The sequence below is a fragment of the Burkholderiales bacterium genome (genome assembly GCA_036262035.1).
Classification (GTDB): domain Bacteria; phylum Pseudomonadota; class Gammaproteobacteria; order Burkholderiales; family SG8-41; genus JAQGMV01.
On the sequence record DATAJS010000013.1, the window covers coordinates 488,710 to 515,020 of the forward strand.

General features: G+C 66.6%; 27 protein-coding genes. 9 read left to right on the forward strand and 18 right to left on the reverse strand.

What is annotated here, in order from left to right; genetic code table 11:
- Window positions 1–32: 32 nt before the first annotated feature.
- Together VHP37_17835 and VHP37_17840 are read right to left on the reverse strand one after the other, a co-directional pair.
- Window positions 33–1,025 carry a tripartite tricarboxylate transporter substrate binding protein gene (locus VHP37_17835; protein HEX2828220.1) on the reverse strand — a complete coding sequence of 331 codons (993 nt, stop codon included), beginning with the start codon at window positions 1,023–1,025 and terminating at the stop codon, window positions 33–35.
- A complete protein-coding gene (locus VHP37_17840) occupies window positions 1,022–1,897 on the reverse strand; it encodes a TauD/TfdA family dioxygenase (GenBank protein ID HEX2828221.1) in 876 nt (291 codons plus the stop codon). The genes VHP37_17835 and VHP37_17840 overlap by 4 nt, the downstream gene beginning before the upstream one ends.
- A 209-nt stretch (window positions 1,898–2,106) precedes the next feature.
- Here VHP37_17840 and VHP37_17845 point away from each other — a divergent pair, with 209 nt between their 5' ends.
- Together VHP37_17845 and VHP37_17850 are read left to right on the forward strand one after the other, a co-directional pair.
- The gene (locus VHP37_17845) at window positions 2,107–3,093 is read left to right on the forward strand and encodes a tripartite tricarboxylate transporter substrate binding protein (protein HEX2828222.1); all 987 of its coding nucleotides are present in this window, start codon (window positions 2,107–2,109) and stop codon (window positions 3,091–3,093) included.
- A 2-nt stretch (window positions 3,094–3,095) separates the two neighbouring features.
- On the forward strand, window positions 3,096–3,881 hold the full coding sequence (locus VHP37_17850; GenBank protein HEX2828223.1) for an enoyl-CoA hydratase/isomerase family protein: 786 nt from the start codon (window positions 3,096–3,098) through the stop codon (window positions 3,879–3,881).
- Here the strand turns inward: VHP37_17850 and VHP37_17855 are convergent.
- Window positions 3,868–4,608: an IclR family transcriptional regulator gene (locus tag VHP37_17855; GenBank protein HEX2828224.1), complete on the reverse strand. Its 741-nt coding sequence runs from the start codon at window positions 4,606–4,608 to the stop codon at window positions 3,868–3,870. The genes VHP37_17850 and VHP37_17855 overlap by 14 nt on opposite strands.
- 102 nt (window positions 4,609–4,710) lie before the next feature.
- Between VHP37_17855 and VHP37_17860 the strand changes: the two genes are divergently transcribed.
- Together VHP37_17860 and VHP37_17865 are read left to right on the forward strand one after the other, a co-directional pair.
- Window positions 4,711–5,955 (forward strand): CoA transferase, encoded by a 1,245-nt coding sequence (locus VHP37_17860; GenBank protein ID HEX2828225.1) that lies wholly within the window; start codon window positions 4,711–4,713, stop codon window positions 5,953–5,955.
- A 17-nt stretch (window positions 5,956–5,972) separates the two neighbouring features.
- Entirely contained in the window at window positions 5,973–6,764 is a 792-nt protein-coding gene (locus VHP37_17865) for an enoyl-CoA hydratase-related protein (GenBank protein ID HEX2828226.1), read from the forward strand.
- Between the two features lie 36 nt (window positions 6,765–6,800).
- Here the strand turns inward: VHP37_17865 and VHP37_17870 are convergent, their stop codons facing one another.
- Entirely contained in the window at window positions 6,801–7,814 is a 1,014-nt protein-coding gene (locus tag VHP37_17870; protein HEX2828227.1) for a LysR substrate-binding domain-containing protein, read from the reverse strand.
- 61 nt (window positions 7,815–7,875) lie between these two features.
- On the opposite strand from VHP37_17870, the gene VHP37_17875 reads away from it, so the two are divergent.
- Together VHP37_17875 and VHP37_17880 are read left to right on the forward strand one after the other, a co-directional pair.
- Window positions 7,876–8,631 (forward strand): FkbM family methyltransferase, encoded by a 756-nt coding sequence (locus VHP37_17875; GenBank protein ID HEX2828228.1) that lies wholly within the window; start codon window positions 7,876–7,878, stop codon window positions 8,629–8,631.
- 98 nt (window positions 8,632–8,729) lie between these two features.
- Window positions 8,730–9,194, forward strand: coding sequence for a nuclear transport factor 2 family protein (locus tag VHP37_17880; GenBank protein ID HEX2828229.1), 465 nt, complete (start codon window positions 8,730–8,732; stop codon window positions 9,192–9,194).
- A gap of 9 nt (window positions 9,195–9,203) precedes the next feature.
- On the opposite strand, the gene VHP37_17885 is transcribed toward VHP37_17880, so the two are convergent.
- From VHP37_17885 to VHP37_17935, 11 genes are all read right to left on the reverse strand, one after another.
- Window positions 9,204–9,578: a cupin domain-containing protein gene (locus VHP37_17885; protein HEX2828230.1), complete on the reverse strand. Its 375-nt coding sequence runs from the start codon at window positions 9,576–9,578 to the stop codon at window positions 9,204–9,206.
- An 11-nt stretch (window positions 9,579–9,589) separates the two neighbouring features.
- Entirely contained in the window at window positions 9,590–10,558 is a 969-nt protein-coding gene (locus VHP37_17890; GenBank protein ID HEX2828231.1) for a tripartite tricarboxylate transporter substrate binding protein, read from the reverse strand.
- A gap of 69 nt (window positions 10,559–10,627) precedes the next feature.
- Complete coding sequence (locus VHP37_17895; GenBank protein HEX2828232.1) at window positions 10,628–10,981, reverse strand: putative quinol monooxygenase; 354 nt, start codon at window positions 10,979–10,981, stop codon at window positions 10,628–10,630.
- The gene (locus tag VHP37_17900) at window positions 10,936–12,081 is read right to left on the reverse strand and encodes a beta-N-acetylglucosaminidase domain-containing protein (GenBank protein ID HEX2828233.1); all 1,146 of its coding nucleotides are present in this window, start codon (window positions 12,079–12,081) and stop codon (window positions 10,936–10,938) included. Before VHP37_17900 ends, VHP37_17895 begins: the two co-directional genes overlap by 46 nt.
- Window positions 12,082–12,095: 14 nt before the next feature.
- The gene (locus VHP37_17905; GenBank protein ID HEX2828234.1) at window positions 12,096–12,947 is read right to left on the reverse strand and encodes a carbohydrate ABC transporter permease; all 852 of its coding nucleotides are present in this window, start codon (window positions 12,945–12,947) and stop codon (window positions 12,096–12,098) included.
- Complete coding sequence (locus VHP37_17910) at window positions 12,947–13,888, reverse strand: sugar ABC transporter permease (protein ID HEX2828235.1); 942 nt, start codon at window positions 13,886–13,888, stop codon at window positions 12,947–12,949. Before VHP37_17910 ends, VHP37_17905 begins: the two co-directional genes overlap by 1 nt.
- A 13-nt stretch (window positions 13,889–13,901) precedes the next feature.
- Complete coding sequence (locus tag VHP37_17915) at window positions 13,902–15,179, reverse strand: extracellular solute-binding protein (protein HEX2828236.1); 1,278 nt, start codon at window positions 15,177–15,179, stop codon at window positions 13,902–13,904.
- A gap of 21 nt (window positions 15,180–15,200) precedes the next feature.
- Entirely contained in the window at window positions 15,201–16,295 is a 1,095-nt protein-coding gene (ugpC, locus tag VHP37_17920; GenBank protein ID HEX2828237.1) for a sn-glycerol-3-phosphate ABC transporter ATP-binding protein UgpC, read from the reverse strand.
- Between the two features lie 107 nt (window positions 16,296–16,402).
- Window positions 16,403–17,653, reverse strand: coding sequence for an LLM class flavin-dependent oxidoreductase (locus VHP37_17925; protein ID HEX2828238.1), 1,251 nt, complete (start codon window positions 17,651–17,653; stop codon window positions 16,403–16,405).
- A 9-nt stretch (window positions 17,654–17,662) separates the two neighbouring features.
- On the reverse strand, window positions 17,663–18,436 hold the full coding sequence (locus tag VHP37_17930) for an alpha/beta hydrolase (GenBank protein ID HEX2828239.1): 774 nt from the start codon (window positions 18,434–18,436) through the stop codon (window positions 17,663–17,665).
- A gap of 4 nt (window positions 18,437–18,440) precedes the next feature.
- Entirely contained in the window at window positions 18,441–20,888 is a 2,448-nt protein-coding gene (locus VHP37_17935) for a CoA transferase (protein HEX2828240.1), read from the reverse strand.
- A 52-nt stretch (window positions 20,889–20,940) separates the two neighbouring features.
- Here VHP37_17935 and VHP37_17940 point away from each other — a divergent pair, with 52 nt between their 5' ends.
- Window positions 20,941–22,038 (forward strand): SAM-dependent methyltransferase, encoded by a 1,098-nt coding sequence (locus tag VHP37_17940; GenBank protein ID HEX2828241.1) that lies wholly within the window; start codon window positions 20,941–20,943, stop codon window positions 22,036–22,038.
- A gap of 123 nt (window positions 22,039–22,161) precedes the next feature.
- Here the strand turns inward: VHP37_17940 and VHP37_17945 are convergent, their stop codons facing one another.
- Window positions 22,162–23,454 (reverse strand): hypothetical protein, encoded by a 1,293-nt coding sequence (locus VHP37_17945; GenBank protein HEX2828242.1) that lies wholly within the window; start codon window positions 23,452–23,454, stop codon window positions 22,162–22,164.
- Window positions 23,447–23,878, reverse strand: a complete 432-nt coding sequence (locus tag VHP37_17950) for a zinc ribbon domain-containing protein (protein ID HEX2828243.1) — start codon at window positions 23,876–23,878, stop codon at window positions 23,447–23,449. The genes VHP37_17945 and VHP37_17950 overlap by 8 nt, the downstream gene beginning before the upstream one ends.
- A 72-nt stretch (window positions 23,879–23,950) precedes the next feature.
- Here VHP37_17950 and VHP37_17955 point away from each other — a divergent pair, with 72 nt between their 5' ends.
- Window positions 23,951–25,255 (forward strand): hypothetical protein, encoded by a 1,305-nt coding sequence (locus tag VHP37_17955; GenBank protein HEX2828244.1) that lies wholly within the window; start codon window positions 23,951–23,953, stop codon window positions 25,253–25,255.
- Here the strand turns inward: VHP37_17955 and VHP37_17960 are convergent.
- Window positions 25,248–26,027 (reverse strand): gamma-glutamyl-gamma-aminobutyrate hydrolase family protein, encoded by a 780-nt coding sequence (locus VHP37_17960; protein ID HEX2828245.1) that lies wholly within the window; start codon window positions 26,025–26,027, stop codon window positions 25,248–25,250. The genes VHP37_17955 and VHP37_17960 overlap by 8 nt on opposite strands.
- A 40-nt stretch (window positions 26,028–26,067) precedes the next feature.
- Between VHP37_17960 and VHP37_17965 the strand changes: the two genes are divergently transcribed.
- Window positions 26,068–26,256 carry a hypothetical protein gene (locus VHP37_17965; protein ID HEX2828246.1) on the forward strand — a complete coding sequence of 63 codons (189 nt, stop codon included), beginning with the start codon at window positions 26,068–26,070 and terminating at the stop codon, window positions 26,254–26,256.
- Window positions 26,257–26,311 lie beyond the last annotated feature (55 nt).

Sequence of the window (26,311 nt, forward strand, 5' to 3'; positions counted from 1 at the left end):
GCTTCGGCCTGTACATCGCGAGGCGCATCGCGTCAGTCCACGCGCGCGCCGGAGGTCCGCACGACCTGCGCGTATTTCTTCAGCTCCGCACCGATGAACTGCGCGAGCTCGTGCGGCGACAGCGGCGCCGGGTCCGCGCCCTCGGCTTCGAGCAGGCGCTTTTTCACATCGGGCTGTTGCAGCGCCCGGTTCGTCTCGCGGTTCAGCGCGCCGACCACATCCTGCGGGGTGCCCGCCGGCGCGAGCATGCCGAACCAGCCGGTGATGTCGTAGCCCGGCAGGCCCGACTCCGCGATCGTCGGCACGCCGGGCAGCGCGGACGAGCGCTTGCCGCCGGTCACTGCGAGCGTGCGCAGCCGCCCCGACCGGATGTGCGGCAGCGAGCCGCCGATGCTGCCGAAATAGCACGACACCTCACCCGCCACGAGCGCGGTATTGGCCGGGCCGCCGCCCTTGTACGGCACGTGCGTCATCTTCGTCTTCGCCATGTGGTTGAACAGCTCCGCGGCGAGGTGCGTGGTGCTCGCGTTGCCCGACGATGCGAACGTGAGATCGGACCGCGCCCTGGCGAGCGCGATCAGCTCCTTGACCGACTTCGCCGGCAGCGAAGGATGCACGACGAGCACGTATGACGCCGTGCCCCACAGCGCGACCGGCGCAAAGCTGGCGATCGTGTCGTAGGGCAGGCTCTTGTAGAGATGCGGGTTGATGACGTGACCCGCGTTCACCGCGAGCAGCGTGTAACCGTCTGCCGCGGCTCTCGCGGCGATCTCGCTGCCGATCGTGCCGCCCGCACCGGGCCGATTGTCGACGACGAACGATTGCCCGAGCGACTCCTGGAGCTTCTGTCCCACCACCCTCGCGAGACTGTCGGTGCCGCCGCCCGCGGCGAACGGGACGACGACGCGGACGGTCTTCACCGGATAGGCCTGTCCCGAGCCTGTCGCAGCGGTCTGCGCGTGCGCGCTCACCCACGAACCGCCGGCCGCGCAAAGCAGCACGCCCAGCGCACGGCGCAGCTTCATGCGAGCGTGCCGATCTCGGCCGGCCCGAGCACCGTCGTGCGCTCGATCAGCCGCCGCTGCGGCAGCGCGTAGTTCGGAACGGCCTTGTGCTGTACCGCGCAGTTGTCCCACATGAGCAGATCGCCGACCTGCCATTTGTGCGTGTACTGAAACTGCGGCTGTGTCGCGTGCGCCTTGAGTTGCGCCAGCAGCGCGTCGCTCTCCTCTTTCGGCAGTCCCACGATGCGTGTCGTGTAGCCCTCGTTCACGTACAGGCACTTCCTGCCCGTGACCGGGTGGCGGCGCACCACGTCGTGCACGACATCGGGCGGCAGCCAGTCGGTGCCGCGCTCGCCGAGTCCCGGCCGCAGCTTGAAGTCCCTGGCCTTCTGTTCGTAGGTATAGCGATAGCTGTGCACCGCCTTGAGATCCGCGATGCGCGCTTTCATCGCGTCCGGCAGGGCGTCGTACGCGCGCGTCTCGCTGCAGAAGAGCGTGTCGCCCAGCGGCTCGCTCCCGTTCATCGGCACTTCGAGCGCGTGCAGCACCGTCGTCCGCGCCGGGCGCTTGAGATAGCACAGGTCGGTGTGCCAGTAGCGGCCGGCATCCACCACGCCGATGGGCTTCCCGTCCTTCTGGATGTTCGAAAGTATCAGGACCTCGGGATGCCCGTCCTTGTTGAACTCCGAGCGGACGTTCACGTCGAGGTCGCCGAAGCGGCGGCTGAAGGCGATCTGCTGCGCCGCGGTGAGCTTCTGCCCGCGGAAGACGATCACTTCGTGCTCGTGCAGCGCCGCGGCGGCGGCCTCGTACGCGGCATCGTCCAGGCCGTTGGACAGGTCGATGTCGAAGATTTCGGCGCCGATCGGCGCAGTTGATTTTTTGACGCGCACGGATAACTCCTCAAAGGCCCGCTGTTCGGTGCGTGACACGCAGCGGCGATGATAGGAGATGCGCGGCGCGGAACTCCAAGAAGCTTTTCGAATAGGGGTATGCGTACGCGTAATACGCGCACATGCATTCCAGTGAGCGGAACCCCGAGCCTGCGGCCTCTTCGCATGCCACACTCGCTTCGAGAGTGCGATAACAACGAGGAGGATTCATGAACGAGCAGAGGCGTGGGCGTTATGGCCTCACGGCGTTGCTGGCGACGATCTGCGCTGTGCCGCTAGCGTCGGCGCAATCGTATCCGGCCAAGCCGGTGCGCATGCTCGTCGGCTTCCCGCCGAGCGGCGGCAACGACGTCGTCGCGCGAGTCGTGGCGACGCGGCTGAGCGAGCGCTGGGGCCAATCGGTCATCGTCGAGAATCGCCCGGGTGCGACCGGCACCCTGGCGGCAAACGTCGTGGCCCGTTCGGCCGGCGACGGTTACACCCTGCTCGCCGGCGCGGTGAGCACGAACGCGATCGCGCCGTTCATGTACAGCAACCTGCCCTACGACGCCGAAAAAGCTTTCGCACCGGTAACCCTGCTCGCGTCGATTCCGAATCTCATCGCGGTGCATCCTTCGCTGCCGGTGAAATCGCTGTCCGAGCTGATCGCGCTCGCGAAGCAGATGCCGGGCAAGCTCTCGTTTCCTTCCGCGGGCAACGGCAGCACCCCGCACGTCGCCGGCGAGATGTTCATGCTGGCGACGTCGGTCAGGATGCTGCACGTCCCCTACAAGGGCGCCGGGCAGGCGATCCCGGACCTCCTCGCCGGCCAGACTTCGGTCAGCTTCGACACGACCGGCACGATCATCACGCATGTGAGGAGCGGCAGGCTGCGGGCGCTCGCGGTCGCGGCGCCCCGGCGATTCCCGGCCATACGCGAAGTGCCCACTACGGCCGAAGCGGGCCTGCCCGGTTTCGAGATGTCCACATGGATCGGCCTTTTCGCGCCCGCCGACACGCCGCCGGCGATCGTCCAGAGGCTGCATTCGGAGATCGCCGCCGTGCTGCGCGATCCTGCGCTCAGATCGAAGCTGACCGACACCATCGGCGCCGACGAGAGCACGACCGCCAGCCCCGAGGAGTTCGCGGCGATCTTCAGGAAGGACCTCGCGCGTTACAAGAAGCTCGTGAGCGCGATCGGCCTCAAGCTGGATTAGCGATGTACGACTACGAACAGATCGAGGTCGAGCGGCGCGGACGGCTGCTCGTGCTGACGCTGAACAACCCGCCGATGAACACGATGAGCCGCACGCTGCATCGTGAGATGGCGTCGGTGTTCTACGAGGTCCAGGGCGACCCCGGGTGCGACGTCGCGATCGTCACCGGCAGCGGCCACACGTTTTCGGCCGGCGGAGACATTCCGCTGATGCAGAGCCGCATCGACGATCCGGAGCTGATGACGCCGAAGAACGCCGAGATGAAACGCATCATCTCGAGCCTGCTCGAGCTGGAGAAGCCGCTCATCTGCCGCATGAACGGCGACGCGGTCGGCTTCGGCGCGACGCTGGCGCTCTTCTGCGACATCACCGTCGCGGTGGATACCGCTCGGATCGGCGACCCGCACGTGAAAATGGGCTACGTGACGGGCGACGGCTCGGCGCTGATCTGGCCGCAGCTCGTGGGCTACGCGCGCGCCAAGGAGTACCTGCTGACCGGCGACCTGCTCGACGCGAAGCGCGCGGTCGAGATCGGTTTGATCAATTACGCGGTGCCCGCGGACCGGCTCGACGAGAAAGTCGATTACTTCGCGAACAAGCTCGTCAACGGTGCGGCCAGGGCCATCCGCTGGTCCAAGACCTGCATCAACATTCCGCTGCGGCAGGCGGCGCCCGCGATCATCGACGCGGCGATCGCCTACCAGACGATCACCAACGTCTCGCACGACCACCAGGAAGCGGTGAACGCTTTCCGGGAGAAGCGCAGGCCGAAGTTCAAAGGTTCCTAGGAGCGCTGGCGCCCAGACCGCTGGAGACCTGGCTCGCGGCTTCACGCAACAGCCTGAGCAGCGGCGCGACGCGCCCCTGCACGCGCGCGGTCGGCATCACGATATTGAGGCTCAGCCGGACGGCGTCGTCGGCGCCGGAGACCGGCGCGCCGAGCGAGCTGATGCCGGGGATGTTGCCGCCGTGCGAGACGGCGTAGCGCTGGCGCCGCACGTTGGCGAGGATGGAGACGAGGTCGCGCTGCGTGTGCTTCACGCGCCGCGCGACCGCCGGCAGCACCGCCTTCAGCTCCGCCTGCGGCAGATGCGCGAGCAGCACGAGCGAGGCTGCGCCGAGGCCGAGGGGCGCCCGGTCTCCGGGGCGGTTGAGACTCATCAGCGGCGCCGGCGTCGTCACCACGTCGAGACAGACGAACTCCTGCTTCTCGAGACTGAACAGCGTCACGCTCTCGCCCGAAGCGTCCGCCAGCGCCTCCATGAACGGCCGGGCCGCCTGGCGCACGTCGAGTGTGTCCTGTGCGATCCCGCCGAGCCGCGCGAACTTGAGCGACAGGCAGTAACGCTGATCCCGCAGGCGAACGAGATAGCCGCTCGCTTCGAGGCTGCTCACCACGCGATGCGTCGTCGATTTCGCGAGCCCGATGCGATTCGAGATCTCCTGCAACGAAAGCTTCGGCGAGGCTGCCGAGAAGCATTCGAAAACCGCCAGCGTACGATCGACACCGCGCATCACCCACATCTCCGCTCTTGATCGACGTTCCAGTCAACGGAACGTCCACTGGTGCACCGGAACCCGTGTCACACTGGGGATTCTCACCCGAAACCCGGCCCTGTGAACCGCAACCCCGAAAAGACCGCCGCGCTGAGCGACATCCGCGTGCTCGACATGTCGCGAGTTCTCGCCGGTCCGTTGTGCGGCCAGCTCCTCGCCGACCTCGGCGCCGACGTGATCAAGATCGAGCGGCCGGTGAGCGGCGACGACAGCCGCGCGTGGGGCCCGCCGTTTCTCCCGGATCAGGAGGGCGAGCCCACGCGCGAGTCCGCGTTCTATCTCTCGTGCAATCGCGGCAAGCGCTCGGTGACGGTCGATCTCGCCACGCCTGCCGGACGCGAGCTCATCCGCAAGCTCGCCGCAGCCAGCGATGTCCTGATCGAGAACTACAAGGTCGGCACGCTGGAGAAATACGGTCTCGGCTATGCGGACCTGTCGGCGATCAATCCGAAGCTCGTCTATTGCTCGATCACGGGCTTCGGCCAGACGGGTCCCTACAGTGCACGACCCGGTTACGACACGATCGTGCAGGCGATGGGAGGGCTCATGAGCATCACCGGCCAGCCCGACGGCGCGCCCGGCGCCGGTCCTGTCAGGGTGGGCATCGCCCTCACCGACACGATGACCGCGCTGTACGCGACGATCGCGGTGCAGGCGGCCTTGTCGCGCCGCGAGCATTCGGGGCGCGGCGAGCACCTCGACCTCTCGCTGCTCGACGTGCAGGTCTCGGCGCTGTCGGCGGTCGCGATGAACTACCTCGTCTCGGGAAAGGTGCCGACCCGCCGTGGGAATCGTCTGCCGACGGTGTATCCGAGCGACACGTTCAGGTGCGAAGACGGTTATGTCATGCTGATCGTGGGGAACGATCAGCAGTTCAGGCGCCTGGCCTCGACGATCGGTCTTCCCGATCTCGCGGACGATCCGCGCTTTCGCACGAACGAGGCGCGCGTGCAGCACGCGGACGCGCTCGCGCGGATCATCGGCGAGAAGCTCGAGGCGCGGCCGGTACGCGACTGGCTCGCAGCGCTCGACGCCGCACAGGTGCCGTGCGCGCCGATCAACGACATCGCGCAGGTGTTCGAAGACCCGCAGGTCGTCGCGCGCGGCATGCGCGTCGAGCTGCCGCATCCGCTGGCCGGCGCCGTCCCGGGTATCGCGAACCCGATCCGGTTCGGCGACGAGCCGATGCAGTCCGACCGTGCGCCGCCGACCCTCGGCCAGCACACGCAGGAAGTGCTCGAGGAAGTGCTGGGTCTCGACGGCGCCGGTTTCGACGCGCTCCGGGCGAGCGGCGCCCTCGGGTAACGAATACAGGGGATCGCATGGATTACTCGTCGTACAAGCACATGCTGTTCGAGCGCCGTGATCGAATACTCACGATCACGCTCAATCGGCCGCCCATGAATCCGATCCACTACGAGCTGCACGAGGAGCTCTCGCGGCTGTGGTACCGGGTGCAGGTCGACCACGAGACCGACGTCGTCATCCTCACCGGCGCGGGCGACACGTTCTCGGCGGGCGGCGACATCCCGATGATGCAGAAGCGCATCGACGACCCCGAGCTCTTCAACCGCAAGAATCTCGAGATGAAGCAGATGATCTTCGGGCTGCTCGAGCTCGAGAAACCCGTCATCGCGCGCATCAACGGCGACTGCATCGGGCTCGCGGCCACCCTCGCCCTCATGTGCGACATCATGATCGCGGTCGACGACGCGCGCTTCAGCGATCCGCACGTGAAGATGGGCTACGTCGCCGGCGACGGCGGCGCGGTGATCTGGCCGCAGCTCATCGGCTACGCCAAGGCCAGGGAATACCTGCTGACGGGCGATCTCCTGGACGCAAAGGAAGCCGAGCGCCTCGGCCTCATCAACTATGCGGTGCCGCGCGATCAGCTCGACGCGAAAGTGAACGCGTTCGCCGAGAAGCTGGCGCGCGGCGCGACCAAGGCGATCAAATGGACGAAGACCGCCATGAACATCCCGCTGCGGCAGCTCGCGCATTCGATGATGGATGCGTCGCTCGCCTACGAAGCCCTCACGAACATCGGCGCCGACCACCAGGAGGCGGTGACCGCATTCAGGGAAAAGCGCAAACCCCGGTTCAAGGGGCGCTAGGGCAAAGGCGCGGGAAGCACCCGGGCACGTACGCGGCTAGCGCTTCGTGCGCGTGGCGGCGCGCCGCGCTTTCGGCTTTCCCGAGAAATCCGCGACCGGCACGTCGTGCGCGGACGATAGGGCAGGCTCGAGTGACCGCAGGCTCCGCGAAACCACGCGCCGCGTGAGGTGCGGGGCGAACATCGTGATGAAGGCGTAGATGAACTCGCGCACATAGCTCCCCTTGCGCAGGCACACATTGACCAGGCCCTGCTCGAAGAGGTGATCGACGTCGAGCGCGCGCAGCGCGGTATCGACCTTGGGGTCATAGGCGATGGCGGGCAGGATCGCGACGCCGAGTCCCAGCGCGACATACTTCTTGCTCACGTCGGCGTCGATCGCGCGCAGCACGATGTCGGGGGTCAGGCGGCGGGCCGCGAACGCGCGGTCGACGCTGCGCCGGCTGCTGAACGTGCTGTCGTAGGTGATCAGCGGATAGCGCGCGATCTTTTCCAGTGTGAGCTTCTCGTCCCCGAGCAGCGGGTGCCGGACCGGCAGCACCAGGCACCGCGGAAGCCGATACGCAGGCAGCGTGGCGAGGCTCTCGAACGCTTCGGCCGTCTGCGTGACGATGGCGAGGTCGGCGCCGGCGGTCGCGACGATCTCGCAGCACTGCGCGGGCGTGCCTTCGCGCAGGCTCAGCTGCACGCGCGGGTACGCCGCGGAGAACTGCTGGATTACCCGGGGCAGCGTGTAGCACGCGTGAGTGTGCGTGGTGGCGATCGAAAGCTGGCCGGTGTCCTTGCTGCTGTATTCGCTCGCGATCGTGCGCAGGCTCGCCGCGTCGTCGAGCATGCGCCCGGCGACGCCGAGCAGCGCTACGCCCGCCTCGGTCACCGATACCAGCCGTCCCCGCTTGCGCACGAAGATGCTGACGCCGAGCTCCTGCTCGAGCTCGAGAATCTGGCGGCTCACGCCGGGCTGCGAAGTGTGCAGCGCCTCCGCCGCGGCGGAGATGCGCAGGCCCTGCTTCACCACTTCCTGGAGGGCGCGGAGCTGTCGTAACGTCATGGCGCTACGATACTAACCTGTCGCGAGGCGAAGTGATCCTGTCGATGCAGAGAGACGAGGCGTGATCGCGGGGCTGCGCACCGCATGCGGAGTGCTGCGCTCGTTGCGCATCTACTACGGCGATCGAGCGCGCCACGCCGCCATGGACAGGCTCTACGCACGCTTCGTGCGCCCCGGCGACCTCGTGTTCGACGCCGGCGCGCACGTCGGCGACCGCGTCGCCGCGTTTCGCCGGCTGGGCGCGCGCGTGGTCGCGATCGAGCCACAGCCGGCGCTGGTCACGACGTTGAGGCTCATGTACGGCCGCGATTCCGCGGTGACTATCGAACCCGTGGCGCTCGGGCGCGAGCCCGGCGCGGTGACGCTCAACCTCAACCTCGACAACCCGACGGTGTCGACCGCGTCGGCCGCGTTCATACGCGCCGCCGACGGCGCACCCGGCTGGCAGGGACAGGCGTGGACCCGAACCGTCGAGGTGCCGATGACCACGCTCGATGAGCTCGTCGCCCGGCACGGGGTCCCGGCGTTCGCCAAGATCGACGTCGAAGGCTTCGAAGCCGAGACGCTGCAAGGCCTGACGCAGACGCTGCCGGCGCTGTCGTTCGAATTCACGACGATCCAGCGCGACGTCGCCGCAGAGTGCATCGCGCGGTGTCGGGCGCTCGGCGCCGGCCGCTTCAACGCCGCGCTCGGCGAGAGCCAGACGTTCGTATACCCGGGCTGGGTCGGCGCCGCGACGATCGAACGCTGGCTCGCCGGCCTGCCGATGGAAGCGAATTCGGGGGATATCTACGCGCGGCTGGGCGAGGGCGATTGAAGCGCGCGGCGCCTTGCCGGCCGTGCGACTCCGGCGCATTGTAGAGCCGCCCGCCCACAATAACGTTCGCCGCCGTTCAACCCGTCAAGGAGGGAACCATGAACGTCTCTCGTCGCGATTTCGCGGTTGCAAGCGCATTGGCTTTCGGCGCTTCCGGTCTCTTGTTCAAAACTCCCGCCGACGCCCAGGGCTCGGACGAAGCGGCTGTCGCCCAGAGCATCGAAGCGCTGCGGCAGGGCATCCTGCAGCAGGACAAGGCGAAGCTGGACCAGGTCGCCGCGTCACAGATCAGCTACGGCCATTCGGACGGACGCGTGGAGACCAAGGAGCAATTCATCAACGGCGTGATGAACCGCAAGCAGACGCAGAAGTCGCTCGCGTTTCCCGAGCTGAAAGTGGCCGTCGTCGGCAACGTTGCCATCGCGCGCCACATCTACCTGGGCGAATCGGAGCTCGACGGCAAGCAGTCGACCACGCGCATCGGCGCCCTGCAGCTCTGGCAAAAGCAGGACGCCGGATGGAAGCTGGTCGCGCGGCAGGGATTCAGGCTGCCGGCGGCGTAGACCGCGTGCTCAGCGCTTCGAGCTCGCGCCCGAGCTTGTCACCGTGATGTGAGAGAGCGTCGTATCGGCCTTCGCGCCGTGCCAGTGGCGCTCTCCCGCCTTGATGTGCACTACGTCGCCGACGGTGATCTCGCGCTGCTCGGTCTCGTTGGCGACGATGCCGCGGCCCGCGGTCACGACGAGGATCTGGTCCGAGTCGTGCGCGTGCCAGCCGGTCGTCGCGCCGGCGCTGAAATTCACCACGTTGCAGCGGAAGTTGTCCGACTGCGCGTCGGCGATGAGCTCCTGCCGCGTGCGCTTCACTTCGCCGCCCGTCCAGCCGTCGATCGCCGTGGCCGTGCCCATCGGTTGTTGCGGCAGATCGTCGATCTTCAGCACACGCATGGCTTTCTCCTTTATCGCGGTTTGAACCCGATATCCCGCGCGACCTTGCCCCATTTGTCGAAGTCGCGCCGGAGCACGTCGCTGAAGTACTCGGGAGACTCGGTGTGCACTTCGAGCCCGAGCGTGTCGAGCTTCTCGGCGACGTCGGGGAGCTTCATCGCGCGATTCATCTCGCGGTTGAGGAGCGCGATCTGCTCTTTCGGCATCTTCGCCGGCGCGATGAAGCCGAACCATCCGCCGTTCTCGTAGCCCGGCAGCGTCTCCGAGATCGTCGGGTAATCGGGATATTTCGGCGAGCGCGTGGCACGCCCTATCGCAAGCAGACGCAGCCGTCCCGACGTGACGTAGGGGTACAGCGAGATGAACGACGAGATCGTGGCATCGACCTGTCCGCTGATGATGTCGGTCGCGATCGCGGACACCGCCTTGTAGGGCACGTGCAGGTAGGTGAATCCGCCCATCGTGCGCAGCAGCTCGACCGAAAAGTGAATGAACGCGCCTTCGCCGTTGGTCGCGAACGCCACCTTTTTCGGATTGGCTTTCGCATACGCGACGAGGTCGTTCACGTTCCTGAACGGAACGCTGGGGTGCACGACCAGCGCCAGGAAGTTCGATACGGTCAGCTGGATCGGCGCGAAATCCCTGAACGTGTCGTAGGGTACCTTCGCATAGGCGAGCGGCACGATCACCATGTTGCCGCCCTGCCCGCACCCGATGGTGTAACCGTCCGGCGGCGCCTGCGCGATGAGCTGCAGGCCGAGCATGCCGCTGGCGCCCGGACGGTTGTCCGCGGTGAACGCCTGCCCCAGGCGCTCGGCAACCTTCTGCCCGATGAGACGCGTGAGGATGTCGCAACTATCTCCGGGTGAGGCCGGAACGATCACGCGCACCGGCTTCGCCGGATACGTCTGCGCGGGCGATGCGCTGGCCAGCAAAGCCGCGGCGGCGGCGAAACCGGCCCGTAGAAGAACTCGGCTCATGTGCTCTCCTCCCCTGGGGTGCACTGCCTGCCGCTATGATGCAACGTAGCGCCGCTGCCGGCCAAGCGGCTACTCGTAGTCCTTCGGGAACAGCGTGGTGCAGCGGCTGGCGGTGGTCGGCTCGGCCAGGACCTCCGACGCGACGGCGCGCCAGCGCGCGTAATGCGCGCTCGCGCGATGCGCTTCCACCGCGGCCTCGTCGCGGTAGACCTCGTAGAAGAAGAACCGGTTCGGATCGCTGTTGTCCTGCAGCACGTCGAAGCGCATGCACCCCGGCTCGTCGCGCACCGAGCACGTCGAATCGTCGTGCGCGGCGGCCAGGAATTTCTCGCGCATTTCGGGTTTTACCCTGAGCGGAACCACCAAGGCATACATCGTCATCCTCCCGTGAGTCGAAGCTCGGCTTCGAGTCGCGCGAGCCATGGGCGAAATTCTTCGAGCCAACGGCGACCCCGATGCCGTAACAGGTAACGATACGCGTCTTGCAGGGCGCGCAGCTTTCCCGGCGCCAAAGGCGCGGAGCGTGTGCTGCGCTTCGCGCGCATCATCCGCTCGCAGAAATCCACGATCGCGCGCCAGTGAGGCACCGCGCTCGCGCCGAACAGCCTAGCGGCCGCTTCCTCCCAACTTGCGTCGGGATCGTATGCGGCCGGGCGCGCCGCATAGTCGAAGCAGGTGGCGAGCGGCAGCAGGCTCAAGCGCTCCTGCACCAGCGGATTGTTGAGATAGCCGTAAACGACCTCGGGCAGCCTAGGGTCTCGGCCGGTCAGCGGCGCGAGGTGCATCTCGTCGCTCATCGCGCAATCGTTGACGGGGTAGTTGTCCCAGAGGATCAGCGGATGCCGCAGCCGCCGCGCGGCCTCGCGCGCGTGAGCGAGCGAGATCGTGCGCGGCACGATGGCCGGACCGGTCCAGACACATGAGACCTCCCGAGGCAAGTGCTTGCCGAGCGTCTCCCAGAAGCACGGCTCGAAGGTTCCGAACGCGCGCGCAAGCCGCGGATCGTCGGTGTAGCGCGAGGGGCAGATCCACCACTCCACGTTTTTCCACGATGCCGGCTGGCGCTCGAGGATCTTTGCCAGCCACAGCCCCTGCGCCCGCGCGAGGCTCCCTTTGTAATGCTTGCGATCTTCCGCGTGCACGAGACGTGAAGGGATGTCGTCGAAAAGAACCGCGAAGGTCCTGACGCCTGCGTCGTAGAAGCGCGCCGCCTTGTCGAGCAGGATCTCTACGGGCTGCGACGCGCAGAACGGCAGGCCCTTGCCCGGATGGAATCCGTAGACGAAATCGATGCGATGGTCCTGCGCGGCGCGGATGAGCTTCAGCAGCGATCGCCATTCGGCGCGCGGATACGGCTCTCTCCAGCGCTCGCGGTGATACGGATCGTCCTTGGGCGCGTAGAGATAGGTGTTCATCCCCCGCTGCGCGCCAAACCGGAACAGCGCCCTGCGATGCCTCATGCTCCACGGCGGGCCGAAGAATCCTTCGACGATCCCTCGGCGTTGAAAGACGGGCCTGCCCAACCGTGCGCTGCCCGTCAGCCTTTGACCGCGCCGGCGGTGAGCCCCGAGACGTAGTAGTCGAGGAAGAAGACGTAGAGGATGACGATGGGAATGGAGCCGAGCATCGCCCCCGCCATGAGCTGTCCCCAGTAGTAGATGTCGCCGCGGATCAGCTCCTGGGTCACGCCGACGCTCGCGGTGATCTCCTCCGAGGACGAGGTGAAGGTCAACGCGTAGATGAACTCGTTCCAGGATAGCGTGAAGGCGAACAGCGCCGCACACACGAGCCCCGGCACGGCGATGGGAAGGATGATGTGCCAGAGCGCCTGGATGCGCGTGCAGCCGTCGACGAGCGCGCACTCCTCCACTTCCTTCGGCACGGTGCGGAAGTAGCCGATGAGGAGCCAGGTGCAGAACGGCACGAGGAAAGTCGGATAGGTGACCACGAGCGCCCACTTGGAGTCGCCGAGCCCGAGCCAGTTCACCACCTGCGCAAGGGGCAGGAACAGGAGCGATGTCGGCACCAGATAGGTGACGAAAATCGCCGTCCCGAGGCCGCCCACGCCGATGAACGTGAGCCGCGCGAGCGCGTACGCAGCCACCGTCCCGATGACGAGCGACAGCGTCGTGGCCAGAAAAGTGACGAGCAGGCTGTTCTTGGCCCACGTCACGAACTCGCTTTCGGTCAGCAGCTTTTTGTAGTGATCGAAGGTGACCCCCTGCCGGATGACGAGAGGTACCGCGGTCCGGTCGTACAGCTCGCGGTCCGACTTCAGCGACGTCGTCGCCATGTGATAGAACGGAAAGAGCGCGAACAGCAGGAACGGCACGAGCAGCAGATGGATGCCCAATTTCTTCCAGTGTCGCCGCTTCGCCACGCTCGCCATTACAGGACCTCCCGCCGCACTGACCTCAACTGCGCCCACACCACGAACATGAGCACGGGGAAGAGATAGAGCGAGATGGCCGCGCCCTCGCCGATCCGCCCCGTCTCCAGGCCCACCTGGCGCGAGAGGGTGGCGAAGAGATGGGTCGAGTTGATCGGGCCGCCGTGGGTGAGCACGTAGACGATGTTGAACTCGCTGAACGTGAAGATCGTCGAGAACAGGATCACGATGCCGAGCACGGGCTTGAGCAGCGGCAGCGTGATGTGCCAGAACCGCCTCACCGGACCGGCGCCGTCAGCCTCCGCCGCCTCGTAAAGTTCCTTGGGAATCGCCAGCAACCCCGCGAGGATCGTGATCGCGAAGAAGGGAAGCCCGCGCCAGATGTTCACGACGATCACGGCCGCCATGGCGTGGTACTTCTGTCCGAGCCAGTTCGGTCCGGGCGCATCCATGAAGTCGAGCGCGATGCCGGTCCAGTTCACCACGCTGTAGAGCGAGTTGAACATCCACCACCAGCCGAGCGTGGACAGCGCCGTGGGGATGACCCAGGGCAGGAGCACCGCGCCCCGGATCCACCGCTTGAACCAGAGCTGCTGGCTCAGCAGCAGGGCGAGCGCGATACCCATCACGAGCTTGAAACCGACCGAGATGCCGGTAAAGACAAAGGCGTTCTGGAAAGTCTGGCGGAAGGCATCGCTCTCCCAGAGGTTCACGAAGTTCCTGATCCCGGTGAACTCGGTGGGCCGTCCGATGAAGGCGTCGGACAACGAGAAGTAGACCGCCATGCAGAACGGATAGGCGACGAGCACGAGCAGGAGCAGCAGGGCCGGCGCCACGAACATGGGGCCGAGGACGCCCTCGCGATTGAGCCACTCCCCCACCCGCAATCCGAATCGCGGCCGGGGGGTCGCGGCGATGACGCCTGCGTGTGCGCTCGCCATGAGGTTGCGCTCCTTACTTCTTCTCCAGGATCTTCTTCATTTCGTTCGCGCCCCAGGCGATGGCATCCCTGGTGGACGTGCCGGTGACCGCCTTGGCGACCATGTTCGGCAGGATGAACGAATTGGTGATGAGCTGGACCTTGTCGCTCGCGGGCGCGGGCCAGCCGTAGCAATGGAACTGAACGCCTTCCTGCCTGAGCGCGGCGAACTTCGGATCGGTCTTGAGCACCGGATGATCGAGCAGGTTCGTGTACGCCGGAAGGTTGAACGCGTCACCCGACATGATGTACTCGTCGTAGACCTCGCGCTTGCCGAGCAGATAGCGGATCCATTCCTTGGCCGGCTCGACGTTCTTCGAGAACTTCCAGATGCCGATGTGGCGCGGCACGTCGGTCTCGTGACGCACGCCGTCGGGCCCGGCCAGGCTCCTGTGGTGATTGATGCCCTCTGCACTGGGGAGCTTGGAGTTGCGGGCGACGATGTAGGCGCTGACCGGGTTGTGGATCCATCCCGCCTTGCCTTGCTGGAGCGACTGGTTGTTGCTGGCGTCGTCCCACGAGAGCACCTCGGGCTCCATGCAATCGCGAAACATCTTCTTGTACCACTCGAGCATCCTGACCGTGTGCACGCCGTCGATGGCGACGGTCTTGCCGTCCTTCTCGACCTCCCTGCCCCCGAAAGACCAGAGCACGGGTCCCGCCGTGGAGATCGAGTCGTAGTTCTGGCTGATGGGGATGCCGACCGGGTGCCCCATCTTCTTCAGCTGCACGCCGACCGTGTAGAGATCGTCCCAGGTGTCGGGAACCTTGAGCCCGGCCTTCTTGAAGAGATCCTCCCGATAGGCGGCCACGAAGAAGGTTCGATACTGCGGCACCGCGCGCCAGATCCCCTTGACCATGGCGGTCTCTTTGGCCGACGCGACCGCCGGTCCGTATTTCTTCTCCATCTCCCTCGCCACGTCGGACACGTCCACGAGCTGCGGCTCGTAGAGCCACGGGAAGTGCATGCGCATCTCGACGACGTCGTGTCCCGCCTGTGTCTGCACCTCGGACGCGTACTTCGCGGCCTGCTGCGGAGCCGCGATATGGTCGATTCGAATCCCGATGCCGGTGTCCTTGGTGAAGCGCTGGCCGATCTGCGCCAGCTTCTTGTCCGAGGCGGGGGCGAAATTGTTCCAGCAAAGGTAGGAAATCTGGCGCTTCTGGCCGAACGCGGGCGGGATGCCCGTCGCGAGTATGCCGACGAGCCCGCCGGTCGTAGTCAGGAAGCGGCGGCGACTGATCTTGTCCATGCGCTCCTCCTCGGGTCGAAACTACTTGATGACGGCTTCGGTCCTGGCGTCGAAGAAGTGGATGCGGTCGGGGATGAATGACAGGCGGATCTTCTCGTGCGGCTGCGTCCTCACCGTGGGCTCGACGCGGGCGACGATCTGCTGTCCGGCGGCCCTCGTGTCGAGCAGGATTTCGGAGCCGAGCGGCTCGACGACCTCGACCACGCTCTCGAACGAGAGCTCCGAGGAATCGGAGCTCGCGCCGACGCGAAGGTCCTCCGGGCGTACGCCCAGCGTGACAGTCCGGCTCGTGTAGGGCATCAGGCTCTGCCGGCTTGCGGCGGGCACCTTGATCCGGATGCCGCCGGCGTCGGCGAAGAGCTCGCCGGTGCCGTCGGTCAGCGTGACCGGGATGAAGTTCATGGCCGGCGAGCCGATGAAGCCCGCGACGAACCTGTTCTGAGGCTTCGCGTAGATGTCCATGGGCTCGCCCACCTGCTGCACGAAGCCGTCCTTCATGACCACGACCCGACTCCCGAGCGTCATCGCCTCGACCTGGTCGTGGGTGACGTAGATCGCCGTGGTCTCGAGACGCTGGTGAAGGCGCTTCAGCTCGACGCGCATCTGCACGCGCAGCTTCGCGTCGAGGTTCGACAGCGGCTCGTCGAACAGGAACACCTGCGGGTGTCGCACGATGGCGCGGCCGACGGCGACGCGCTGGCGCTGCCCGCCGGAAAGCTGGCGAGGCTTGCGCGCGAGCAGCTCCTGGATGCCGAGGATCTCGGCGGCCTCCTGGACGCGCTTGTGGATCTCAGGCTTGGGAAACTTGCGCATCTTCAGGCCGAAAGCCATGTTGTCGGCCACGCTCATGTGCGGGTAGAGCGCGTAATTCTGGAACACCATGGCGATGTCCCGGTCCTTGGGAGGCAGGTCGTTGACGACCCGGTCGCCGATGACGATCTCGCCGGAGGTGATCTCCTCGAGACCCGCGACCATGCGCAGCGTCGTGGTCTTGCCGCAGCCCGACGGCCCGACGAGTACGGTGAACTCCTTGTCACGGATCGTCAGGTTGACGTCCCGGACGGCGTGCACCTCGTCGTACTTCTTGTTGAGCTCCCTCAGAACGACCTGCGCCATGAGGACCTCGCTGTGCGACTACGTTGGTCTGCACACGCCTGGAGCATTTGCACCGCTTCGGACGGCGCGTTCAGGAATCATAGCTGTGATATTGACCGGCTGCTCGGTTATTTCCTGACAGGACCGCGCGACCAGCGCTGATCTAAACCCGCCTGCACCGCAGCAATCTCCTTCAGCCTCGGCAGCACCTCGCGGGCGAAGAGCCCAAGGCTCTTTTCGGTCTCGGCGTGGGTCATGAAGCCCGAGCGGCCGATCATCACGAGGTGGCCGTAACCGCCGACGAAGTCGTAGAGATCCATGATCTGTTTGTAGACGCTGTCGGGCGTGCCCGCGAACAGGATGCCCTGCGCGATCGCTCGTTCGGCGGTCATGCCGATCAGCGCGCCCCCGACCGACGGCTTCATGGCGCTGGCCGCCTGCTGCGCTTCGGCGTTCGTGTCGGCCTTTGGCTTGGTGCGGTAGATCATCGGCGCGGCCTGCGGCGGTGCGACGCCGGCCAGGAACTTGTTGAACTGCGGCGCCGACTTCATGCTGGTGTTGAGGAACCACAGGAGCTTGTCGCCGAGGCGCAACCCTTCGTCTTCCGTTTCGCCCACCGCCACCAGCGCCGCGTAACTGAAGCGGTCGGTCGTCGAAGGCGGCAATCCGGCCTCCGCACGCGCGCGGCGGTTCGCCGCGAACGCCGCGCGCGTGCCTTCGGGCCCGCGCAGCACCAGCGTGTGCACCATGCCGCGGCGGCCCACGTCGGCGGACGTCGACGCGTCACCCGTGGCCGACCACATGCGCGGCAGCGGCCGCTGGTAGCACGGCGGCCAGACGTTCACGTGCCGGTGGGTGAAGTGCCTGCCTTCCCAGCTGAACGGCGCGTCGTGCGAGGTCAGCGCTTTGGAGATGAGATCGATCGCTTCCCAATAGCGCTCGCCGTTGTCGATCATGCTCACGTTGCTCGACGCCGACTCGCTGCCGCCGGATTTCACGAAGCCGATCTCGAGGCGCCCGCGGCTGATCACATCGGCCGTGGCGTATTCCTCGGCGATGCGCACCGGGTCCGGACGCAGCGTGACCAGTGTGCCGAGGCTCAGGATGCGCGCCTTGCGCGTCTGCCGCGCGAGGATCGCCACCAGCATGGGATTCGCGGCGAGCAGCGAGTTGATGCCGGCGTGATGCTCGATCGCGACGACGTTCAGTCCCAGCTCATCGGCCAGCAGGAACTCGTCGATGCATTCCTCGAAGAGATCCGCCGCCACGTTCGGATCGCAGTAGCGGTTGGGCAGGCTCGCGCGCACCGACGGCGCGCGATCGAGCACGTCCTGCGCAACGAAGGGATACGGTATTTCACACTGGTACCAGACGTCCATGGTGTCGGCTCAGTCGGCGAGGAAGTTGCGCACGCGCGCGGCGAGCGCTTCGGGCTGCTCGATCTCGGGATGGTGGCCGGCATTGGCGATGCGCTCGAAGCGTGCGCCGGGAATCAGCCTCGCGTAGGCCTCGCCATACGCGGGCTTCACCACACCGTCGGATGCGCCCCACAGCACCAGCGTCTTCGCCTTGATGTTGGAGAGCCAGCGCTTGAGCTGCGGGTTGTGCATGTAGGGATGGAAGCCGTAGCGGGCGAGCGCTTCCCAGTTGCGCGAGCGGGTGACGAGCTCATCGTCTTCCATGTCGTCGTAGCGCGGCGCGAACTCTTTCGGATCGTGCCAGCTCTTGGCGACGACGTCCTCGGGATGCGCGTTGAACACGTCGAGGATGTCGGGCGTCTCGCGGCCGCTCACCTTGATGCCGAGCGCGTCGACGAGGATCAGCTTGTCGATGCGCCGCCCGGCCTTGATCGCGATCTCCGCGGCGAGCCAGCCGCCGAACGAGAGACCCATCAGCGTGAGCGGCCCCGGCGGCAGCGTATCGATCAAACCGAGATAGAGATGAACGAGGTCGTAGACCGTGCCGAAATCCGCCGGACGCGACGAGCGCCCGAAGCCGGGATGCGACGGCGCAATGAGCTGCGCCTCACGGGCGAGCAGATCGACGATCGCCAGCCGCGGGTCGATGTGCTGGAAACCGTGGAGCAGCAACAGGGGATTGCCCGCGCCTGCGCGCAGGATTTCGAGGTCGACGCCGGCGACCTGTTCGATTCGCGGCTGCATGGGTCTACGGCTCCCCGCCCGATGCGGCATCGGCCCACTGCACGATGCCGCGCCGCCCCAGGTCTTCGATCTGTTGCTCGTCGTAGCCCAGCTCGCGCAACAGGGGGCGCGTGTGCTGCCCGATCTGCGCGGAGGCCTTGTAGAGGCCGGGCGTCAGCGAGAATTCGACGAGTCCGCCGTAACGCAGGTGCGTGCCGACGACCGGATGATCCACCTCGACGCTCAGCGCATTGGCCTTGGCGTGCGGATGGTCCGCATAGAACTCGCCCTCCGTCGCTTCGTCGGCGCGCACGCAGGCGACGTCGGCTTTGAGCAGCAGGTCTTCCCATTCGGCAGCGTCGCGGCCGGCGAAGATCTTTGCGATCTCTGCGATCAAAGCGTCGTCGTTCTCCTCTCGCGCTTTTCGTGTCGTGAAGCGCGCATCGGCCGGCAGCTCCGGCCGCTGCACCGTTCGACAGAATGCCTCCCACTCCTCCTGGAAGAGGCATCCGAGGAACACCCAGCCTTCGCGGCAGCGATAGAGCCGATACAACGCATGGAGCCCGTGAATGTCCGCGTCGGGCACTGCGATCGGAGGCCGGCCGGCATAGTCGTAATACTCGTCGGCATTGGTCCACGCGTTGGCGTTGAGCATCGTGACGCTGACGGGCTCGCCCTTGCCGCTCGCGTCTCGCGCGCGCAGGCCGAGCACGATGCCGGTGGCCACCGCCGCGGACGTGTTCTGATCGGGGCCCCAGTTGGACTTCATGATCCAGCGCGTCGCCTCGGCGATCTCTTCGACGTTCATGACCGTTTCCGGCGGCGGCGGCATGCCCCGGCCCATCTGCCGCATCGCGCCGCCCATGATGGCGCCGGGTATGGGATGCGCGCCCGGCCTGCGCGCATGCCGCCCGTTCGGACCGTAGGTGCCCATCCACGCATAGACGAGGCGCGGATTGATGCGGCGGCATGTCCCGGCATCGATCTTCAGACGCTCGGCGACGCCGAGACGATAGTTGTGCGAGAGCACATCGGCGCGGGCGATCAGCTTGTGCAGGATCTCCTTGCCCTCGGGCGTCTGGAGGTCGACCTGGAGGGTTTCCTTGCCGGAGTAGGTTCGCACGTCGGTCAGCGCCTGCGCCGACCAGCGCCGTCCTTCGTCGAGGCGCTTGTCGGTGGCGTCGACCTTGATCACGCGCGCGCCGAGATCGGCCAACAGCGAAGCGGCATACGGCCCGGCCTGAACCGTGGCGAGGTCGAGGACGGTCACGCCCGACAGCGGATGAGCCGGCGCGTCGGCAGCGGCCGCGGTTTGGGCCACGGGCCGCAGGTGTCCCGACACTTCGGCGTTGTGCTGTCCGACGTCGGGCGCGGGTCCGCTCGGCGCGCCCGGCATTCCCTTCAACTCCGCCAGCGGCGCCAACGTGCGCAGACGCCCGACGCGCGGGTCGTCGATCGTGGTCACGCTGCCGTTCTCGAGCACCGCGGAATGCTCCATCGCCTGGACGCACGTGCGATAGGGCTCCGCCGCGATCTCGCCGTCTTCGAGGTAGATCTCCATCCACTCGTCGGCGGTTTTCTCCAGCTGCGCCTCGAGGATCTCCCGGCGCAGCAGCTCGCGATTCTCCGACCTGATCGACGGGACGCGCGCGAAGCGCTCGTCTTCGAGCAGGTGCCGGAGCCCGATCGCCTTCAAATGACCCTGGATGTGGGGCACGCGCTGGTTGGCGTGCTGAAGCCATACGCCGTCCTTGGTGCGCACCGGAACGTAGCCGATGCTGGACTCGCCGCGGCCGCGCGGGGCGCGCGCGAACTTCGGGTCGCGGCGGCGCATCTGCACGTTCACCAGCCCGCCGTCGCCGACGTTGTTGTCGTGGGGAGAAGCCAGGCACTGCACGAGGCTGGTCTGCACCCATTGGCCACGCCCGGAGAGGTCCCGCACGCGCAAGGCGGCGATGATGCCGCGCACCGCCGCCTGGCTCGCGTGCCAGCTCGCGGTGGGTACCGCGGAGAACACCGGGCCGTCGCGGTTGGGCTGTCCCTGCAGGTTGAACATGCGGCCGGCCTTGGCCGCGACGACGCCTTCGTAACCTTTGACGCGAGCGAGCGGACCCTTCTGCCCGAAGCCCGTGATGGAGCAGTAGACGAGCCGCGGATAGCGTTGCGACAGCGTGGCGTAGTCCAATTCCCAGCCGGCCATGTCGCCGGGACGGAACGATTCGACCAGCACATCCGCCGCACCGATGAGCTCGAGGGCTTGCTCGCGGCCTGCGGTCGTGGCGAGGTCGAGCGCGACGCCTTTCTTTCCGCGATTCCACGAGATCCACGCGGGCTGGAAACGGAACGGATCGCCGCCGGGAGGTTCCACCTTGATCACGTCGGCGCCAAAATCGGCCATGACCAGCGTGCACAAGGCGCCGGGCATTCCCCATGAGAAATCCAGCACGGTCAATCCGGTACAGGGCCCCGGCACGGTTCGCCTCCTCCGACGATATCGACCGATTCTCGCATGCGGACAGGCATCGATGACGCTGCACTCCGCGGTCGAGCAGGAGATCAGGACTCTCATCCGCCAATACGGACGGATCACGTTCGCGCAGTTCATGCAGGCTGCGCTGTACTCGCGGCGCGGGGGCTTCTACGCTTCGGACGCCCGGATCGATGCTCACTTCGGCACCTCGGCCATGACTCACCCGGCGTTCGGAGCGCTGATCGCGCGCCAGTTGAGCGAGATGTGGCATCTCCTCGGAGCGCCGCGAGCGTTCGATGTGATCGAGGTGGGCTCGGGCGACGGCAGCCTGGCGCGATCGATCGTAGACGCGTGCCGGCGCACGGCGCCCGATTTCGCGCAAGCGCTCTGCTACGTCGCCGCGGACTTCGAGCCTCGCGGGCCGCGGTCGCACCCCGACATCCGGCGCGTGAAAGCCGAAGGACTTGCGGCGTTCCGCAACGTCGTCGGCTGCATCCTGACCAACGAGCTCATCGACAACTTCCCCGTCCATCGCTTCTCCGTCCGGGACGGACGCATCGAAGAAATCTTCGTGACTGTCGAGAACGGTGAGCTCGCGGAAGTCCTGGGCGAGCCGTCATCGCCGCGCATCGAAGAACGGATCGCGAGCCTGGGTCTCGACCTGCCCGAAGGGTTTCGAGGCGAGGTGAACCTGCGCCTCGAAGACTGGACTCGCGAGCTTGCGCGTGCGCTGGACCGCGGCTTCGTCTTGACGATCGACTACGGCGGCACGGCGAGCGAGCTCTACTGCGGCGGCGATACGCTGGTGTGCTACCACCGGCACGCCGTTCGGCAAGATCCGTATCGCGACATCGGCCGGCAGGACATCACCTGCCACGTCGACTTCACGTCGCTGATGCGGCTCGGCGAGCGCCATGGGCTCACCACCGTCGGCTACACGACGCAGCGGCAGTTCCTGACGAACCTCGGCTTCCCGTCGCTGCTGGCCGCGCTCGAGACACAGGACGTCTCCGCCGCACGCGGGGCATTGAGCCGTCTCGCGATGAACGCGCTGGTGGACCCGCAGGACTACGGCGACCTCGAGGTGCTCGCGCAGGCGAAAGGCCTCGCGCGCGACGTGCGCCTCGCGGGGTTCGCGCGGCCGGCCCCTTGATCCTACTTGGTCATTGCGAGGAGCCGCGCTCGCGGCGACGAAGCAATCCCGAGGCGCTCGGCTTCCGGCGTGCGCCACGAGATCGCCACGGCTCGCTGTGCGAGCCTCGCGATGACGGTACGGTTAGTTCGGAGAGACGCTGAACGTCATGAAGCCGCAGCTGTCGGGCGTGTTGCAGCCCGCGAGCGCGGTCTCGGCGCGTGCCGTCACCTGCCGCGCACCCGCCGTGCCTCGCAGCTGTTCGAGGCTGTCCGAGAAGAGGCACGAGCGCGTGCGCCCCGTCCCGTTGTTGCCGCCACTCGACAGGAACGGGTGCGGGCCTTCCACCCGGATGTCTTCCGCATAGAAGTCGTGCGCCTCGCCCCACTTCACGCCGTGCCACTGGAACCCTTCGAGGAACTGCTGCGTGAAGGTGAGATAACCGTCGTACGGATTGAAGATGTCGATGTCCCGGATGTTCAATCCCGATCCTTCTTCCATCTTCCTCGCCATGCTCGCGCACGCGGCCTGATGCTCGTCCAGCGTCGCCATGGTGCTGCGGCCCTTACCGGCGTTCTGCGCATGGTTGAGCACGTAGACCGGCTTCTGCCTCAGGTGCTTCGCGCGCTCGGCGGTCGTGAAGATGAACGCCGCGCACGTGTTCACGGGCCGATCGCAGTCGTGAACCACCAGCGGCTCTTCGATCACGCGCGCATTCAGGTATTCCTCGCGCGTGAGCTGATGCGGCTCGTGCAACGCGTAGTAGCTCCACGGCGTTCTCAGGCCGTTCCTGCGCAGGTTCAGGCACAGCGGCGCGAGCCCGTCGTGCGACTTGCCGTACTTCTTGCAATACTGGAGGAAGACGACGAGATTGTTGAACATCGCGCCGTTCTGATAACCCCACGGGAACGCGAAGGCATTGTTCCCCGAGACTTCCTTCCTGCTGTTCTCGGGATTGTTGTGTCCGTAGCGGCCCGAGAGATTCACCATCGGGTACCACACCAGCACGGTCTTGCATAAACCGTCGCCGACCGCCTGGGCGGCCAGTCCCATCATCGGCCCGATGTACGGCGCCTTGGACTCGCGGTACTTGACGTTCTTCAATCCCAGCTGCTTCTCGATCCACCCCGCCGAAGCCTTGGTGAGCCCGTCCTCGGTGTCGTACGGCGGATCGAAGTACGGCCGCGGCGCCCAGGTCTGCTCGGCTCGGGTTTCTTCACTGGTGATCAACCCGTCGATGTCGTCCAGCGAGAGGCCGGCATCGGCGATCGCTTTCAGGCAGGCTTCCTTGCTCAGCCCGCCGCAACTCCGGTCGAGCGTCACGCCGTCCCAGCGCCGGTCGATGTGGGATTGGCCCCAGCCGACGACCGCGACCTTGCCGCGGTGCTCCCAGAGCCCCATGCCTTCGCGGCTTCTCATCCAGTTGGTTTCAGCCATGGGCCACCACCTTCCACTCCGGAATCAACTGACCGTTGCTCGTCTCCTCGAAAATCAGCTCGACGGGCGCGCCCTGCGGCACGTCGCCGGGCGCCCTGTCCGGAAGGTTGGAGAGGAAGTTGATGCCCGGATCCTCGTCCAGCGTGATCACCGCGAAGTTGACCGGTTGCGCCGACTGGAATCCCTTGATGCGCGAATCGCGTATGACGAAGTAGACGTCGATGTGACCCCTGCCGCGCACCTCTTTCCACTCGAGCTTGTCGGCGGAGCCGCACTTCGAGCATTTCTGCGTGGGCGGATAGTGCAGCCGCGAGCACGCGGTGCAGTTCTGAAGAACCAGTCGCCGTTCGTTGCACGCAGCCCAGAACGGTTGGGTCAGCTCGTTGGGAACAGGGGCAGGTCTTTGCAAACCTTCGATCGACATGGCGCTCCCTCACATCACCCTTGGGGCCTCAATCGTATAATTTTCCAAACTCGGGGGGGTGGAGGAGTCCGAATGCTGAGAGACCGCTACGATTTGCCGCTGTCCACCGCCTCTGCCGCCGCGCGCGATGCCTACGTCGAAGGCTGCGAGCTCGCGCTCACCGTATACCCCGGCGCAATCGAAGCTTTCGACCGCGCCCTCGCCGCCGACCCCGGCCTCGCGCTCGCGCACGCCGGCAAAGCCCAGATCCAGATGCGTGAAGGCAGGGCCGCGGACGCGCGCGCGGCGCTGACGGCGGCCCAGCACGTGGCCGCCGGCGTCTCCGCACGCGAGGCCGGCCATATCCGTTTCTTCGACCTCGCGTTCTCGGGGCGGACCGATGCGGCCATCGAGGCGCTCTACGAGCACCTGGCGGCCTTCCCGCGCGATGCGCTCGTCGTCGCGAGCGCCACGAACCCGAACGGCCTCATCGGCATCTCGGGCCGGATCGGCCAGAAGCGGCAGAACGCAGAGTTGCTCGACCGGCTCGCCCCGCACTATGGAGACGACCCGGTGTTCCTCTCCTATCACGCGATCGGGCTCGGCGAGGACGGCCGCGTCGCGGAGGCGCGGGAAAAGATCGAACGATCCGTCGCGCTCAACCGCAACAACGCGAACTGTGCGCACGCTTACACGCACGTCCACTACGAGAGCGGCGATACCGATGGCGGCCGCGACTTCCTCGCGTCCTGGCTCGCCGACTATCCCCGCAACGCCGCGTTCCACGGGCATCTCTCGTGGCATCTCGCGCTGCTCGAGCTGGCCGCGGGCAACTGGAGCGCGGCGCAGCAGCGCTACTGCGAATCCATCGCGCCCGATCGCCATCCCGGCGGACCGCAGCAGAAGGTGTGGGACGGCGTCGCATTTCTCTGGCGCTCCGAGCTCGCCGGCTATGCGCGCGATACCGCCGCATGGCGCGCGCTCTACGACTACGCCGCCGACGCGCTGCCCCGTCCCGGCGCCGGGCTCGCCGATCTGCACGTCATGCTCGCTCACGTCGTGATGAAGGACGACGCGGCGCTCGACGCCCGCGTTCGGCAGATCGAGGGGATCGCGCGCGAAGAGCGCTACCCGTCGGGCTCGTACGTGCCGGAGCTTGCGCGCGGGCTCGAAGCGTTCGAGCGCGGCGACTATCCCGCGGCGATCGCCGCGCTCGCCCCGCTGGCGCGGCAAAGCGAGCGCATCGGCGGCAGCCGCGCGCAGCACGACTTGATCGAGCTCACTCTGCTCAAGGCTTATCTCGACGCGGACCGGCTCGAAGAAGCCCGCCGGTTACTGCTGACGCGCAGGCGCGGCGCAAAGGCCGTTCCGGTCGCGGGCGTCGCGGCGCTTACTTAGCCGCGCGCCGCGCCGCACGCGCGCGCGCAGCGTCTCCGAACACCTTGTACAGCGCCGCCGACAGCGCATGCTTCTCGGGCTGCCATTCGGCGTGCCACTGCACGCCGACGACGAACCGCTCGGCATCGTCGTAGCGCACGCCTTCGACCACACCGTCCGGCGACGTCGCCTCCACGACCAGCCCGTTGCCCAGGCGATCGACACCCTGGCCGTGCAGCGAGTTGACCATCATCTCGTCGCAGCCGGTCAGGGACTGGAACAGGCCGCCCGGCGTGAATCGGACCAGGTGATTGGGCCGGTGCACCTCTTCGGGCGTGACATCGTCGCGCTGCGGTCTGCGGTGATCGTTCTTTCCCGGCAGATGATGGATGCGGTAATGCAGCGAGCCGCCCAGCGCGACGTTGATCTCCTGGATGCCGCGGCAGATGCCGAACACCGGGACGTGCTCGGCGATGCACGCGCGCACCAGCGGCAGCACCAGGCCGTCGCGTAAAGGATCGATGATCTCGTCGTCGGGAAACGGCGGACCTTCGTAATGGTGCGGCTCGACGTTCGAGCGCCCGCCGGTGAGCACGACGCCGTCTACCCGCGACACCAGGTCCGCGATGTCGATCGCCGCGCCCACTGGCGGCAGCAGCAGCGGAATGCAGTCGACCATCCTCAACAGCGAATGGACGTTGCGCTCGCCGGTGCCGTGCATCCGGCTGCGGCGGTGCGCGGCTTCCAGCGCATTGGCGGCGACACAGATCAACGGCCGCGGGGCGGTCGTCATTTCCGACGGACGGGTATGCGGGTGCAACGGAGATCGCAAGGTGACGGTATCGCAGTCCCGGAGTATCGCACGCGGCGCGAAAACGCTCTACCGGGCGCCGCTCGGCATACTCATGCTCGAGGCGCGTTTTCCGCGCATCCCCGGCGATATGGGCAACGCCGCCACCTGGCGTTTCCGGTGCTCTATCAGCGCGCCGGTCGCGACCCAGTACGGCCTCCAGGGCGAATAGACCTGTAATATGCTGTGAGCACAGCAGGTCCGGTTCCAGCAGGACAACAAAGCGA

Excerpts from the sequence above, each read along its gene's own strand:
- VHP37_17835 (HEX2828220.1), bottom strand. The coding sequence starts at position 1,025 with ATGAAGCTGCGCCGTGCGCTGGGCGTGCTGCTTTGCGCGGCCGGCGGT.
- VHP37_17845 (HEX2828222.1), top strand. The coding sequence starts at position 2,107 with ATGAACGAGCAGAGGCGTGGGCGTTATGGCCTCACGGCGTTGCTGGCG.
- VHP37_17850 (HEX2828223.1), top strand. The coding sequence starts at position 3,096 with ATGTACGACTACGAACAGATCGAGGTCGAGCGGCGCGGACGGCTGCTC.
- VHP37_17855 (HEX2828224.1), bottom strand. The coding sequence starts at position 4,608 with ATGCGCGGTGTCGATCGTACGCTGGCGGTTTTCGAATGCTTCTCGGCA.
- VHP37_17865 (HEX2828226.1), top strand. The coding sequence starts at position 5,973 with ATGGATTACTCGTCGTACAAGCACATGCTGTTCGAGCGCCGTGATCGA.
- VHP37_17870 (HEX2828227.1), bottom strand. The coding sequence starts at position 7,814 with ATGACGTTACGACAGCTCCGCGCCCTCCAGGAAGTGGTGAAGCAGGGC.
- VHP37_17880 (HEX2828229.1), top strand. The coding sequence starts at position 8,730 with ATGAACGTCTCTCGTCGCGATTTCGCGGTTGCAAGCGCATTGGCTTTC.
- VHP37_17885 (HEX2828230.1), bottom strand. The coding sequence starts at position 9,578 with ATGCGTGTGCTGAAGATCGACGATCTGCCGCAACAACCGATGGGCACG.
- VHP37_17890 (HEX2828231.1), bottom strand. The coding sequence starts at position 10,558 with ATGAGCCGAGTTCTTCTACGGGCCGGTTTCGCCGCCGCCGCGGCTTTG.
- VHP37_17895 (HEX2828232.1), bottom strand. The coding sequence starts at position 10,981 with ATGGCTCGCGCGACTCGAAGCCGAGCTTCGACTCACGGGAGGATGACG.
- VHP37_17905 (HEX2828234.1), bottom strand. The coding sequence starts at position 12,947 with ATGGCGAGCGTGGCGAAGCGGCGACACTGGAAGAAATTGGGCATCCAT.
- VHP37_17910 (HEX2828235.1), bottom strand. The coding sequence starts at position 13,888 with ATGGCGAGCGCACACGCAGGCGTCATCGCCGCGACCCCCCGGCCGCGA.
- VHP37_17915 (HEX2828236.1), bottom strand. The coding sequence starts at position 15,179 with ATGGACAAGATCAGTCGCCGCCGCTTCCTGACTACGACCGGCGGGCTC.
- ugpC (HEX2828237.1), bottom strand. The coding sequence starts at position 16,295 with ATGGCGCAGGTCGTTCTGAGGGAGCTCAACAAGAAGTACGACGAGGTG.
- VHP37_17925 (HEX2828238.1), bottom strand. The coding sequence starts at position 17,653 with ATGGACGTCTGGTACCAGTGTGAAATACCGTATCCCTTCGTTGCGCAG.
- VHP37_17930 (HEX2828239.1), bottom strand. The coding sequence starts at position 18,436 with ATGCAGCCGCGAATCGAACAGGTCGCCGGCGTCGACCTCGAAATCCTG.
- VHP37_17940 (HEX2828241.1), top strand. The coding sequence starts at position 20,941 with ATGACGCTGCACTCCGCGGTCGAGCAGGAGATCAGGACTCTCATCCGC.
- VHP37_17945 (HEX2828242.1), bottom strand. The coding sequence starts at position 23,454 with ATGGCTGAAACCAACTGGATGAGAAGCCGCGAAGGCATGGGGCTCTGG.
- VHP37_17950 (HEX2828243.1), bottom strand. The coding sequence starts at position 23,878 with ATGTCGATCGAAGGTTTGCAAAGACCTGCCCCTGTTCCCAACGAGCTG.
- VHP37_17955 (HEX2828244.1), top strand. The coding sequence starts at position 23,951 with ATGCTGAGAGACCGCTACGATTTGCCGCTGTCCACCGCCTCTGCCGCC.
- VHP37_17960 (HEX2828245.1), bottom strand. The coding sequence starts at position 26,027 with ATGACGACCGCCCCGCGGCCGTTGATCTGTGTCGCCGCCAATGCGCTG.